This is a genomic window from Citrobacter portucalensis (genome assembly GCF_023374935.1).
GTDB lineage: Bacteria > Pseudomonadota > Gammaproteobacteria > Enterobacterales > Enterobacteriaceae > Citrobacter > Citrobacter portucalensis.
In genome coordinates, this window is record NZ_CP092466.1 from 1,145,301 (window position 1) to 1,159,692 (window position 14,392).

Here is a 14,392-nt window from a genome sequence, read left to right on the forward strand (position 1 = left end):
TTCGCTGGGGAGTATTGTCACAGTAATGAGTATTATTTTTTACATTTACTGACAATGTACCATTGCGTTTTTTAGACTTGTGATATAATTAGCAACATGAAATGAGAAAAAAACAATTAAAGATCAATAAATAATGGGCTGAGATATGCTTAAAAAATCGCTAAAGATTAGCAGCCAAGGATATCCAGTCTTTTTAAAACTGGTCGATTTCATTGTTATCAATGTGACGTTAATTTTTAGCGCCCATCTGCTGGGTTTGGTGCCCTTTAACACCATTGCCATTTTGAGTCTTCTCTTCTCAATCTTTTTCTTGCTGTTTGCTGAATACATTAAAATGTACCAGCAAAAGATTAAGACGATCGGTTTACGTAATCAAAAGCGCTTGGTTTTTTGTACGCTGCTGGCGATTTTTTTTAACGAACTGGTCAGTATGACGGTGGCTGAACCTGAGTCACTGGGCTACTTAGACAGACTGCCTTCCCCTTTTTATTCAGCCATTATTTACTGGTACTTCATTCCATTACCTTTTCTTTACTACATTCGTTTTTTTATTTTTAAGTATTCAACGAAAAAGAGTATCCGTGTGGCGATTATTGGTCTGACCGACAATGGTCTGGCCGCAGAAACCGCGCTAATGAATGAATACGCCAATATCACATTAGATCTGGCCTTTTATGATGAGCGCGCCTTATCTCGCTGTGGCGATGTCGTTGATAAGGTTAAAAGCCCCTTTCGTGGTCCGGTGATCAATCTGGTCGAGGAAGCCAAGAAGGGAAACATAGACGAAATCTATATTGCTTTACCGATGGTTGCTTTACATCGTATTCGTCACTTTTTGGCCATGATGTCAGACACCACCGTAGATACCTATATTGTTCCTGACTTTTATACCTACAGTAACAACATGTCCAAGTTACGCTCCATCCACAATCTGCAAACTATCGGTATTTTCAGTTCACCGTTCGAAGGGGCGGGCTCGTTTATTAAGCGGGCGGAAGATTTGGTTCTTGGCAGCATCATTATGGTGATGATTTCCTCCCTGATGCTGGCGATTGCCATTGGTATCAAACTCACGTCCCGTGGGCCGGTTTTTTTCAAACAGGACCGCTATGGCTTGAGTGGGCAAAAAATTAAGGTCTGGAAATTTCGTTCTATGCGCGTCATGGAGAATTCCGATACGGTTATTCAGGCCACTAAAAACGATCCGCGGGTAACCAAATTCGGGAGCTTTTTGCGCCGCACTTCGCTGGATGAACTTCCGCAATTTATTAATGTTTTGCAGGGAAGTATGTCGATTGTCGGTCCCAGGCCTCATGCGGTTACGCATAATGAGCAGTACCGAAAACAGGTCGAAAATTACATGATTCGCCATAAAGTTAAGCCAGGGATCACTGGGCTTGCGCAGATCAACGGGTTCCGCGGGGAGATCGATGCGCTTTATAAGATGGAAAAAAGGGTTCAGTACGATATTGAGTACATTCAAAACTGGTCGTTATGGCTGGATATAAAAATTATTATTAAAACTATTTTCAAAGGATTTGTCGGTAAGAATGCATACTAAATTACTCGTTATTACCGGAATCGTGATATCGCAGTCCGCATGGGCTGATTTAACACCGAAATCACACATTGGCTTTGCGGGGATAGACTTCCAGGGCAAGGTCGCTGTGGACTATGGTTATAATGATAACGTGTCTTATCAGCCACATAGCAGCGATGCTATCGGTTCCTCGTTTCAGAGTGCGGCGCCCGTTCTGAGTATGATTGGAGAGCGTGGTCAGGATAAGTATTTGCTGATGTACTCTGGGGATTATCGTAACTACTCAAGCGATTCTGCTGATAACTACAACGATCATTTTTTCCGTTTTAACGGTGCCTGGCGGTATGGGCTCAAGCATGGCTTAACCCTCAATCTGGAGGATTCGCTTGGGCATGAATCCCGCGGTCGTGACATCACCGAGGGTTTTTTACCTAGTCAGTTCGAGCAGTATGGGATTAAATCTCCGCTGACGACGAATTTTATCAATAGTGAATTACGCTACAGCTACGGTGCGCCTGATGGTCGCGGCAAAGCGGAACTGGCGTTGTTATACAAAAAACTGACTTTCGGTAACACCTCTGATGTTCGGGACAGCAGTGAGGACTTCTACAATTATATTCAGGAACAGGAATGGCATGAAAATAGCCTGATAGCGGAAGTTTTTGACCAATACTCATCCAGAACGCGCTTTCGCTATAGCTTTATTACTAACCAGCGTCGCTATGATAACAACTCAGAAAAAGACACTAATGAGTATTATTTACTGTATGGCCTGAAGTCGCAGTTGACGGGAAAAACCAATGTCGACATGAATATTTCATGGTTGTATAAAACATTTGAAAACAACGCAAACTCGCATGATTTTAATGGTCTAAACTGGGACATAAAAGCGGAGTGGAAGCCGTTACAACAGTCTGTTTTCACGGCCCACTCTGCGCAAAGCATTAAAGACCCATCGGAAGTTGGGGGATATATTTTAGTGACCCAGTATGGCCTTTCTTACCAGCATTTCTGGTTAGGCACTCGTTTTTCTACTTTATTGGACTACTCATTCACTTCGGAAGACTATAAAAAACAGAACAAGGATCGACATGATAAAGATGGCGTGTTTAGCGTCACCATGAGCTATGACTACACACCGTCGGTTAATTTTGAGATTAAATATCAGATAGATACATTAAATTCGAATAAGGATACTGACTCGTTTTATATCGGTCCCAACGACAATCAGGAAGTCATTAGAACGTTGGGTTATGATAATTCTATGATTATGCTTAAAGCTAAGGTTCAGATCTAAAATGAAAATAATAGAACTGTGCGCGGTTTTGCTATTCAGTATCCTGTTGGTCGGATGCACAGCGTCCAGCCCGCGATTAATGGACGATCCTGCTACTGTTCAGCAGGATTACCGACTTGGGGCGGGGGATACGGTCAATATCGCTGTTCATGGTCAACCCGATATGACGATGCGGTTTATTTTGGATAAGAGCGGGGAAATTAATTTCCCGTTTGTTGGTGCTCTTAAATTACAAGATAAAACCGTTGATCAAGTGACTAAAGAATTAACTCAACGCCTGACCGGAGATTATTTTACATCTCCAATGGTGACGGTGAGTATTGCTGAGTTCCGCAAATACTATGTTTCAGGTGAGGTAAAAAGTCCAAATGGCTTCGCTTATGAGCCAGGGCTTACCGTCGAGAAATCTATTGCGCAGGCGGGTGGATTTACAGATCGTGCTGACCGAAAAGATATCAACATTCGCCTGTCAGGGAGCAATCAGCTGCTTGAGAATGTCGATTTAACGCACTCTGTTCATCCTGGGGATGTCGTGATTATTGGCATGGGGTTCTTCTGACGATGAAACTATCAATAGTGGAAAACGGCAAAAAACGAGAAAGCAGTGTCGAATTCTCCCGTTTTGCCAAAGAGCTGAAAAAGAACGCCTGGAAAATCGCGCTGGCCGGTATCGTTGCCGGGGTCGTCGCGTATCCGTTAATCAGCATGATGTCCTCAAAGTATGTTTCAACGGCGACGGTGCTGATTAAGGCGCAGGCTGATAACGTTTCTCCGTTTCCACAGGTTGATGGTTTCGATTCAACACGCAGTGGTTACTACGAAACACAATATGCGTTGATGCATTCACGTATTGTGCTGGAGCAAGCCGTACGTGATATGAAGCTGGATGAAAACCCGGAGTTTACCGGGGAAAAAGCCGGTGCTCAGGGGGCTGATAGCAATGAAAGTCGGCAACTGAGAATGGAGCAAGCGCTGAAAACGCTGGCGAAAAATCTGAATGTCATTGGTATTCGTACGACGAACCTGGCGTCTATTACCTATGAATCAACGTCCCCACAGGTAGCGGCTGACATTGCGAATGGCGTCGCGCAGGCTTTCATCAACTACACGGTGGAGCAGAAACGTCTGAAGGTGGAGAAAGCTCGCGAACTGAATTTTGAAAAAATGGAAGAGATTCAGAAGTCGATAGCTAAGCAAAAAGACGAGATGGACAGCTATCTGAAAAATGCCGGGCTGCTGACCTTCCGCGGTATCGATGGTTTTGAAACCGAGCAGTTAAGTATCGTAACTAATCGCCTGGCCGATGCGACCCAGCGTCGGGTTGCCGCTGAATCCGTCTATAACGAGGTGAACGGGGGAGGTAAGTCCCTTGAGAGCGTTATCTCGCTGCCTTCGGTCTCTAACCACGCTCAGATCCAGGATTTGCGCATTGCGTTGATTCAGGCGCAACGAACGTTGTCCGAACAGCGTAAAGTGTATGGGCCAAAAAACCCCGCTATTTTAAAAGCCGAGGCCGATGTTCAGTCGATCCAAAGCCAGACCGGACGAGTGTTGGGCGAGCTGAAAGTCGGTTTACGTCAGCAATATCTGGCGGCGCTGGCGGACGAAAAAAACTATCAACAGCAAGTGATTGAGCAGAAAGAGATCTTCCAGAAAATGGCGTCAAAACGGGATGCCTGGAACAGTCAAAAGCTGTCGTTAGATAAAATGGAAGACCTGTATAAATCGCTTTATCAACGTACTCAGGAGCTGTCGCTGTCCGGCGTGAATGCCGATGCGGTGTTATACGACCCTGCGGTACCCGCGTTAAAACCGGCGAAACCGAATAAATCTCTATTGTTGCTGATGGTGGTCATGCTGGTGGTGGTGTTCAGCATCATGTATTTCATTGTCAAAGCGGCAATGGATAACTCAATCGGTACACTCAGTCGCATGAAAAAACGGCTCAATGTTGTTCCGTTGGGTGAAATTCGTCGTTTTAGCGGAACCTCAGGGCGCGCACAGGTGCGGGACATGATCATGAAGAACCCGCTTAATGCCGATATTGTGCACGGCATCCGTACCCGGATTATGCTGGATAATCGACCTTTACAGACACTCGCCGTGGCGTCGACGGAGCACGGCGATGGGCGTTCTTTGTTGGCGAATCTGTTAGCGAACTCTTTTAGTTTCGACCAGAAAACACTGCTTATTGATGCAGATTTCTTTAACACTGGTGGGCTCACATCCGAGCTGGCTTCAGCTACATCCGCAGGCTTAGCGGAACTGCTGCGCGGGGAGACAGAGCTTGAACAGGCGAGGATCAAACTCAGTGATAATCTCGACTTTATTCCACACGGCAAGAACACCATCTCATCTTTACTGATGCTGTCGTCGGAGCATGTTGAACTCTTAATGCGCGAGTTGAAATCGCATTATCAGCGCATCATTATTGATGTTGCTGCTGTGAATCAGAGCCAGGATGTTCAACTGATCAAACGTGCCGTCGATGGCGTTGTTTTCATTGTGAAAGCCGGGGCGGGGTCGGCGGGACAAATCGCCAACGCGCTGGATAAGATCGAGGAAAATAACGGCGTGGTGATTGGTGCTGTGCTCAATGCAGTTGAAGAAAAGGATCTTGAGACGCAAGAGGGTCTGCGTTCACTGAACTTCAGTACCGATCAACTGATGGCAACGCCAGGCCGCGTATGAGTCTACTGAAGAGCGCTTCCACGATAGCCGGTTCATCAGTCATCTCGCAGTTGATTGGTGCACTGTCTATTTGGTTGATTTCACACAAGTACGATATGGCTGAAGTGGGGCTTTATGCGCTCAACTACAGCATCGCCGTGGTGGGCGCTCAGGTGTGTACCTTTGCATCACAGCTGTTAATTCCTAAACAGCAGGATGATGAACTGGTGCAGAATGTCGTGTTTTGCCTAATACAAAGCACGATCATTGCCTTACCTTACGCCGTACTCACCGCGTGGCTGTTTCACCAGAACATCCTGTTCCTCTATTTACTGACGCTGGCAACGGCGTGGGTTTTAATCTCGGAAAACCTGTCGCTACGCACGGCTAACTTTCGTTTTCTGATCTTCCAGCGCATTTCTGTTTCTGTGGTCGTTGTACTTTCCGTCCTTCTTACGCACCATGTACAACTATTTTATTGGTCGTGGGCCTGCGTGACGATGGTGCTGACCATAAGCTGTATTTTGCATTCGTTTGATATTCGTTCGGTGGCGGCCAGACATCTGCGACCCGCCAGTAATTGGCATTTTTTCAAACAGAATATTCATCACATTACCAAAGTGGGCAGCGCGGAAGTGTTGGCGATGGCCAGCAGCAATTTGCCTATTATGCTGATTAACTTTTGGTTCTCGGCGCTGACGGCGGGTTATTTTTCCGTGGTTAGCCGCTTTTGCCTGGCTCCGGTGGTGATCATCGGGAATGCGGTGCGTAATACTATTTTTTCCAAGTGGTCTATCGATTTTAGAAATAACACCTTTAATTATCAGGAATATACCCGGGTACGGATGCTGTTATTGGTGCTGGGGGTTTTCTGTACTCTTGGCGTGTTTATTTTCTACCCGATTGTGATGCGCCTTGGTTTTAGCGAAGACTGGATAAACTCCATTGAGACATCACGCTACATGTTGCCCTATTTATTCCCGGCGCTGGCGATAAGCCCTCTGACGGTGATAGAACTTATTTTTGGTTCCCATCGCTATTTTCTGCGCATCCAACTGGAACAGCTGGCGATTGTACTCTTCGCTTTTGTTGTGACGCCCTATTTTTATAAAGATTATGCAACGTCGGTCATCTTGTTTTCTTCACTGACATTTATTCGCTACGCCTTCATTTATCTAAAAATGAATAAGCGAGCCAATCTCCTGAAAGACAAGCCGGTGATACTATGACGCTGAATACCGGATACTATTTACAGATTTATACCTTTGTCACGCTGATCCTGTGTGGCCTGGTGCAATACTTTACCGGCATGCAGTCAGTGCTGTGGATACCTTTTTTCCTCACCTTATTGATGGTGGGATTATTGGTGATGCAGACGCGTGATGGCTCCTTACATCTGGATGCCCAGGAGACGATTGTCCTGGCGTTGTACTTTTCGTTTCTGGTGCTGGCTGGAGCATCGACGCTGATTCAGGGCGGGATCACCGTAGCGATTGTGGCATTCAAAAACGAAATTGCGCTGTCGCTGGTGATGATCTGTTTGCTGCTGGGCTTTTGCCGGGAATCACAGATTTACCGCGCAACGCGCTATCTGTATTGGGTGTTTTACGCGCAGATTCCGGTAATGATTTATCAGGTTTTACTGGTCGTTCCCCAGCGCGTCGCGGTGCGCGGCGAAGATGAGAAATGGGACTCCGTGGTTGGCACGTTTGGCGGTGACCCAATGGGAGGCGGGAATACTGCCGCAATGGGCTTGTTTTGCCTGTTAATTATGTTGTTAAAAGTCTCCGAATATAAGCATGGGCTCACCACGTTCAAGTCCATGGCGCTGCATATTGTTCTCGGTATCGGGTTATGCATCATTGGTGAAGTAAAGTTTGTCATCCTGCTATCGCCTATATTCCTGGCGTGGGTGTGGCTTTCACCGAGCTACGTCAAAGACGTTAGTAAGGTCAATCTGAAGACGTTGTTGGTTATTGTGGCGGGAATGCTGTTGCTTATTAGCCTGTCGATTGTGATCCTCGCATACTATTATTCTACGGCGTTCGGCGGCGATCCGTCGAAAAGCTCGTTAAGCATTTTTATCGACTCCTTAAGCTATATCTTTGATCCGAACTACATTATGTCTACCGGTGAGTTAGGGCGCTTTACGACGTTCCTGTTCTGGTTGAAAAATAACGATCTGTGGGGGCTTTCAGGAACGTTATTTGGCTACGGACTCAATGCAACTAACAGTGGTAGTACGGTGTCGCCGGGCTTTTTGAATATTATCTACAACTTAATTCTCGACTCGACTTCCCTGAGTATGCTGCTGTGGGAAGTGGGGGTGATCGGCACGTTGCTCTTTATTAGCTTATTCATTTATATCCTGAAGGTTTGTCAGCCAAAGCCATTACTGATGCTTGAGCAATTGGACCAGCAGGATCTTCAGTTGTTGAGCTTTGCACCGGCGTTTAACGCTTTTGCGATTGGTTGCTTAATTAGCTTACCTTATAGCCAGATACTGATGATTACACCGATGTTACAATTCCTGTTCTATTTATCACTAGGATCAAGTTTAGTGATTCGTCGAACCGTCCTTCGCTGCGTAGGGTAATGGTATGGACCAAAAACCGTTTATTTCAGTGAGTATTAAAACACTCAATGAATCTAAATGTATTGAGAAGACGATTGACAGTATCCGTAATCAGCTTATTGATTATCCACACAAAATTATTGTGGCAGATAGTCTGTCAACGGATAACACCCAACAGCTTGCGATCGATAAAGGCGTGACCGTAGTGTCCTTAACTGACCCAGACGATCGCTGCTGCGGCGTCGGGCATCAGTTAGGTTATCTGTATAGTGAAGGGGAATATCTGCTACTGATGGATGGTGACATGGAGCTGGAAGAGGGCTTTGTGGATCAAGCTGTCGCATTTTTGCAGGCTGAGCCGGAATATGCAGGCGTCGCGGGAACGGTTGAAATGGACGATGCTGTTAACTATGAATTTAAATCGCGTAAGCAGCGTATTAATAAAATTTATCCGCTCGGGGATAGTGACCATTTAGGCGGTGGCGGGTTATATCGCCGATCTGCAATTGAAAAAATTGGTTATCTTACCAACCGTAATTTGCATGCTTATGAAGAAGCCGAACTGGGCCTGCGTTTGCGCGATGCGGGTTATAAACTGCGTCGTCTGAATATTCCGTATTTTATTCATACTTCCCATACTATGCCGACCTTTCAGATGCTGAAACACCGCTGGAAAAGCGGATACTATCAGGCCCCTGGCGAGCTTTTACGTTGTGCCTGGGGAAAACCTTATTTTGGCAAAGCGTTAAAAATGGTCAGGAACGAAGCGATTTTTTCTGTTTACCTGATTGCTTTGTTCATTGCGGCGGTGACCTTCAATCTCGAACTTTTCGACATTGCATTTCTGCCTTTACTTGCATTTATTGCCCTGAAAACCGTACAGAATCGATCGTTATTAAACGGCCTGCAAAGCGTAATGAACCTGGCCGTGCTTTCAGCCGGGCTGGTTAAAGGGGTGACTAAACCAGTACGCGATCCGTTGACTCCGCCTGACAGCAAAATCATTCATGAATAACTAAGGCTGGCGTAATGAAAGTTTTACTCGTGAATAAGTTTTTTTTCATCAAAGGCGGCGCGGAAACGGTTTATTTTCAAGAACGCGATATGCTGAAACAGGCCGGAGTGCAGGTTATTGATTTCTCTATGCTTCATGAGAATAATTTCCCCTCAGACTATACGGATTATTTCGTAAGTAATGTGGACTACCACAAAGCGAGCAATCTGCTGGGTGGTATCAAAACGGCGGTTAACTTTATTCATAATTCGCAGGCCTGCAAAAAAATGCTGGCGTTATTAGAAAAAGAGCGCCCGGATATTGTCCACTTTCACAACATCTACCATCAGTTAACACCGGCGTTGATTAAAGTTGCGCGCAATTTTGGCTGCAAAACGGTGCTGACTGCGCATGACTATAAGATTGTGTGCCCCGCGTATTCCATGCTGCGCGACGGCAAGGTGTGTGATTCCTGTATTACCGGAACGGTTTTCAATGCCTTCAGGTATCGTTGTCAGGAAGGTTCAGCCTCAAAAAGTTTACTGCTCTCCCTGGAGGCAACCTGGCAGTACATTGCACAAAACTATCAGGCACTGGATGTGATTGTTTCACCAAGCGTTTTTTTACGCGGTGTTTTGCTGCGCACGCTGCCAAATTCGCGCATTGATGTCATCGTCAATGGCGTTGATGACAGCCGTCCCCTGGCCGAAGTAAGCGATGAAGGCTATATGCTGTACTTCGGCCGTCTGAGCCGTGAAAAGGGCGTGGCAACGTTGTTGGCAGCGCATAAAAAAATGCGGAACAGCGCGCCGCTGAAAGTTGTGGGGCACGGTCCGTTGCATGATGAATTAGCCGCCAAATATCCGGATGTTGAGTTTTTAGGTTATGTGCAACAAGGGGAGGCGCTCGATAAGCTTATTAAGCATGCGCGAGCGGTGATCCTGCCTTCAGAATGCTATGAAAACTGTTCTATGGCGATATTAGAAGCGATGTCCTTAGGCAAACCGGTTATCGGGTCGCGCATCGGCGGTATACCGGAACAAATTCGTGACGGTGTCGAAGGGATTTTATTCGAACCGGGTAATGTGCATGAGTTAGCCAATGCGATGGACGCTCTGGCCGACTCGCCTGAGAAGGCGAGGAATATGGGCTTACATGGTCGTGCGCGGTTGAGTGAAAAATATGCGCTGAGTAAACATATGGATACCCTACAGGCGCTGTATAAAGAACTGCTGAGCAGGCCATAGTATGAGTAAAAAAATAACGGTTTTTGGAACGCGTGGTATTCCCGATGTATTGGGCGGTGTTGAGACGCACTGTCAGAATCTTTATCCTGCCATTAAACAGCAGTTCGACGTGGATATTTGCGTAATCGCTCGCTCGCCATATGTAAATTACAAACGATCGGTATATAAAAAAGTCGAAACCTACGCGCTGTGGGCACCCAAAAAGCGCTCGCTGGAAGCTATTGTCCATTCCGTTATAGCGGCGTTCAGGACACGTATCGACCATTCAGATATTGTGCATGTCCATGCTATCGGCCCTGGCCTTGTGATCCCACTCTTACGCGTGATGGGTAAGAAGGTGGTTTTTACCCACCACGGGCCCGATTACGATCGCCAGAAATGGGGATTTGTAGCCAAAAAAATATTGTTGCTGGGTGAGCGTTGGGCGGTGAGATATGCCAACGAGGTGATTGTGATTTCTGACGTTATTAATCAACTGATCCAGAAAAAACACGGTCGCTATGATGCGCATTTAATTCACAATGGCGTGAACGAGCCGAGGTTATTATCACAGCTCACCATCGACAATACGCTCTCCCGCTTTGGGCTGCAGCCGAAAAACTACCTCGTGGTGGTTGGGCGGTTTGTGGAAGAAAAAGGGATGCATGATGCCATCGCCGCTTATCAACACAGTGGTTTGACCATACCGTTAGTGTTAATTGGCGATGCGGATCATCCGACCGAATACAGCGTGCGCCTCAAAAAGCTTGCCGCCGACACGCCAGGTGTTGTGATGACTGGTTTTTTACGTGGTGACGATCTTCAGGCGGTGTTTTCGCAGGCTAAATTGTTTGTGATGCCCTCATACCATGAAGGATTGCCCATTGCGCTGCTGGAGGCAATGTCATTTTCTCTTCCGGCCGTCGTCAGTGATATTCCGGCTAACCTTGAAGTTCAACTGCCCGCCGAGGCCTATTTTAAGGTGGGAGATGTAACCGGTCTGGCTGAAAAATTAGGCCAAGGGGCAACAGCAAATAGCGTGGACTATGGTGTATATTTGCAAAACTACAATTGGCATGAAATCGCCAAAAAGACGGTTAACGTCTACCATTCCATTGATAAAGATATAGGTTAATTTTGACCAGTCCTCAAAATCGTCCTCCTGCCATCGAACGGTTTTACGCTCACCTTGATGAGCGGATAGCGCAGGAATTGACCCCTGAACAAAAAGAAGGGGTGGAAAAAGCGCTCCTTGCTACAACCCTGACTTCGCGGCATCAGATCGATATTCGCAGAAGCTTTCCTTTTTTCAGTAAGCGTTATTATCTGGTTTTTTTGTTTGGCAGAGATTTACGCCGCCAGCATCGCCAGGAATCAACCCTGTCGAGAATGTTGCTCACTTTTTTGCTGCTGATTGCCGTGCTATTCGTCACCTGCTGCATATTGCTGACGCTGTATATGATCAAATCCGCGTTAGGTATTGATGTGTTCCAAAATTTTCACGTAGGTATCTGGGACTGGTGGTTAAGCCTGAAAGACCGCTAGCGTTAACAAATTGGTGGAGGACGTCATTGCGATGAAGCGTAAATGGGTTTGTGCGTTGTTGTGCATGTTTTTCCCGCTGACGGTTATGGCCGCATTGACGACCGTTACCCCCAAAGCATTGACGGGCCCGTTAACCAATCCGGGGATTGGCGTGGCAAGTTTTCATCAGGGATACGGTGAAACGCTGGGGCTGGCGGACTATCCCAATACCGGATTTGAATACGAGCGTTTTTACTGGCGGGACCTGGAGCCAGTCGAAGGCCAGTACAATTTTGCATTGGTGGATGATGCCTTCAAATACGCGGCGGCACATCGTCCTGCGATGAATGTCGGGCTACGATTTATGGCGCTTGCCGACCCGGCGGATGGCACTAAAATTCCCGACTGGCTGATTAAAAAAGGCGTAAAAGGAACCTGGACGTCTGATAATAAGACGTTTATACCGGATTTAGACGATCCTCTGTTTATTCAATACAGCCAGCGTCTGTTGAACGCATTTGGTAAGCGCTACGATGGTAATGAGAATCTCGCGTTTGTTGATATTGGCATGGTGGGGTCGTGGGGAGAATGGCATAACAGCAACTTCCCGAACCTGAAGCCATTACTGGAGCGATACACCACGGCGCAACTGGATCGCTACGTCGCGATGCACTTTTCTGCTTTCCCGGTGACACCAAAAATAATGTTGATAAGCGGCGGTCAAAATCTGGCGAATGCGGTGGCGCGTGGGGCTGGGTGGCGTGCGGACTGTTGGGGGGACCTGCGCGTATTTTCGGACACCTGGAACCATATGGCTGATGATTACCCGCAGCGATTGCTGGCTGCGCAGCAGAGTTATTCAGGGTTCAACGACGTCTGGAAACGTGCGCCGGTGAGTCTGGAGATCTGCTCGTATATGCAGGACTGGAAGAACACCTTTCACTATACACGTGCTGAAGTGCAGGGGATTTTTGACTGGGCGGTCAAGCAGCACGCCAGTACCATTAACCTGAAATCGAGAACGATACCCAGCGACTATCGACCGATTGTCGACGATGCGCTGACCAAATTGGGCTATCGATTTCGCCTTGCGTCCCTGAGCCATGAGTCCGTGTGGGACAGCGGACAAACGCTGACATTAAACAGTACCTGGTACAATGAGGGTATCGCACCGATTTATCTGCCTTACATGCTGGCATTCCGGGTCGTAGACAGCGCCAATAAGGTGGTGGCACAGGGAAATTCCGCGGAGGATATTCGCCGCTGGCTCCCCGGTAAGTATCAGGTCAGTTATGCGTTATCTATGCCAGGCCGACTGGCGAAAGGGCAATACGCGATTGAGGTTGCGATGCTGGATAAATCCGGTGTCGCGAGAATCAACTTTGCCAATGAAGGGAAACAGAGCAGCGGCTGGTACCAGGTATCAACAATAACGGTACGCTAGTCAGACACAGCAGCGAGCCTGACGGTCAGGCTCGCTGCTGAGAACATTAAATTTGATACCCATTCGGGTTATTTTTTTGCCAGTTCCAGGTGTCACGCATCATTTCATCAAGGTTATAGATGGCCTTCCAACCTAGCTCTTTGTATGCCAGCGATGGGTCAGACCAACATTCGGCAATATCTCCGGGTCTTCTGGCGACAAACTGATAATTAATTTTTGTCTGTGCCGCTTTTTCAAATGCCTCAATGAGGTCAAGTACGGAATACCCGACTCCAGTACCGAGATTAATCACTTTGTAAGCCGCGCCTTTGTTCTGGCAATCCAGTGCGGCTAAATGACCGGTCGCCAGATCCATGACGTGAATATAATCACGCACACCGGTACCATCAGGGGTTGGATAATCATTACCGTACACCGACACGGTTTCCAGCTTACCAATCGCGACCTGGGAGATATACGGAACCAGGTTATTAGGGATACCGTTAGGATCTTCACCAATCCGACCTGATGGATGGGCGCCAACCGGGTTGAAATAGCGCAGGCAGGTAATGCGAAAATCGGGTTGTGCACGTGAGAAATCGGCCAGAATTTGTTCGACCATCAACTTAGACGTACCGTACGGATTGGTGGTGCCGCCCGTAGGTGATTGCTCGCTCAGCGGTACGCTTTCTGGATTACCATATACCGTCGCAGATGAGCTAAAAATGAAACGATTAACGCCAGCGGCCAGCATCTCATCCAGTAAAACCAGCGTACCGGTGACGTTGTTTTCATAGTAGGCGAGGGGCTCTTTTATCGACTCTGAAACCGATTTGAGTCCCGCAAAATGAATGACATCGGTGATGTTATGGTCGGCGAAAATGTTTTTTAATGCCTGCCTGTCGAGAACATCGGCGATATAGACAATGGGCTCTCTTCCGGTGAGTTCCGCGACCCTGTCCAGCGAAATTCTGCTGGCGTTCGCCAGATTATCGATGACTACGACATCATCGCCTCTTTCCAGTAGCGTTAACACAGTATGTGAACCAATATAACCTGCACCACCAGTGACAAGAATTGCCATACAGACTCCAGAAAAATGCTATAAACCCGAGCGATTTTCTACCAATGCCACCCGAGAAT

12 protein-coding genes are annotated in these 14,392 nt (G+C 47.1%); 11 read left to right on the plus strand and 1 reads right to left on the minus strand.

Going from position 1 to position 14,392, the window contains the following annotated elements:
- Positions 1-145: 145 nt before the first annotated feature.
- Genes LY264_RS05455 through LY264_RS05505 form a run of 11 tightly spaced genes read left to right on the plus strand, consistent with a single transcriptional unit; the run spans position 146 to position 13,270 of the window.
- A complete protein-coding gene (locus LY264_RS05455; RefSeq protein ID WP_008785590.1) occupies positions 146-1,561 on the plus strand; it encodes an undecaprenyl-phosphate glucose phosphotransferase in 1,416 nt (471 codons plus the stop codon).
- On the plus strand, positions 1,551-2,837 hold the full coding sequence (locus tag LY264_RS05460; protein ID WP_008785589.1) for an outer membrane beta-barrel protein: 1,287 nt from the start codon (positions 1,551-1,553) through the stop codon (positions 2,835-2,837). Before LY264_RS05455 ends, LY264_RS05460 begins: the two co-directional genes overlap by 11 nt.
- A gap of 1 nt (position 2,838) precedes the next feature.
- Positions 2,839-3,396 carry a polysaccharide biosynthesis/export family protein gene (locus tag LY264_RS05465; protein WP_003826038.1) on the plus strand — a complete coding sequence of 186 codons (558 nt, stop codon included), beginning with the start codon at positions 2,839-2,841 and terminating at the stop codon, positions 3,394-3,396.
- 2 nt (positions 3,397-3,398) lie between these two features.
- A complete protein-coding gene (locus LY264_RS05470; RefSeq protein ID WP_048225206.1) occupies positions 3,399-5,528 on the plus strand; it encodes a GumC family protein in 2,130 nt (709 codons plus the stop codon).
- Positions 5,525-6,736, plus strand: a complete 1,212-nt coding sequence (locus LY264_RS05475; protein WP_048225204.1) for a lipopolysaccharide biosynthesis protein — start codon at positions 5,525-5,527, stop codon at positions 6,734-6,736. The genes LY264_RS05470 and LY264_RS05475 overlap by 4 nt, the downstream gene beginning before the upstream one ends.
- Complete coding sequence (locus LY264_RS05480) at positions 6,733-8,103, plus strand: hypothetical protein (RefSeq protein WP_048225201.1); 1,371 nt, start codon at positions 6,733-6,735, stop codon at positions 8,101-8,103. The genes LY264_RS05475 and LY264_RS05480 overlap by 4 nt, the downstream gene beginning before the upstream one ends.
- 4 nt (positions 8,104-8,107) lie before the next feature.
- The gene (locus tag LY264_RS05485) at positions 8,108-9,097 is read left to right on the plus strand and encodes a glycosyltransferase family 2 protein (RefSeq protein WP_048215716.1); all 990 of its coding nucleotides are present in this window, start codon (positions 8,108-8,110) and stop codon (positions 9,095-9,097) included.
- Positions 9,098-9,111: 14 nt separating this feature from the next.
- Entirely contained in the window at positions 9,112-10,323 is a 1,212-nt protein-coding gene (locus LY264_RS05490; RefSeq protein WP_048225198.1) for a glycosyltransferase family 4 protein, read from the plus strand.
- Position 10,324: 1 nt separating this feature from the next.
- Positions 10,325-11,437, plus strand: a complete 1,113-nt coding sequence (locus tag LY264_RS05495; protein ID WP_048225195.1) for a glycosyltransferase family 4 protein — start codon at positions 10,325-10,327, stop codon at positions 11,435-11,437.
- A 2-nt stretch (positions 11,438-11,439) separates the two neighbouring features.
- Positions 11,440-11,847: a hypothetical protein gene (locus LY264_RS05500; RefSeq protein WP_048225193.1), complete on the plus strand. Its 408-nt coding sequence runs from the start codon at positions 11,440-11,442 to the stop codon at positions 11,845-11,847.
- A 31-nt stretch (positions 11,848-11,878) separates the two neighbouring features.
- Positions 11,879-13,270, plus strand: a complete 1,392-nt coding sequence (locus tag LY264_RS05505; RefSeq protein ID WP_071692224.1) for a DUF4832 domain-containing protein — start codon at positions 11,879-11,881, stop codon at positions 13,268-13,270.
- Positions 13,271-13,316: 46 nt separating this feature from the next.
- Here the strand turns inward: LY264_RS05505 and galE are convergent, their stop codons facing one another.
- Positions 13,317-14,333, minus strand: a complete 1,017-nt coding sequence (galE, locus tag LY264_RS05510) for a UDP-glucose 4-epimerase GalE (protein ID WP_048215721.1) — start codon at positions 14,331-14,333, stop codon at positions 13,317-13,319.
- Positions 14,334-14,392 lie beyond the last annotated feature (59 nt).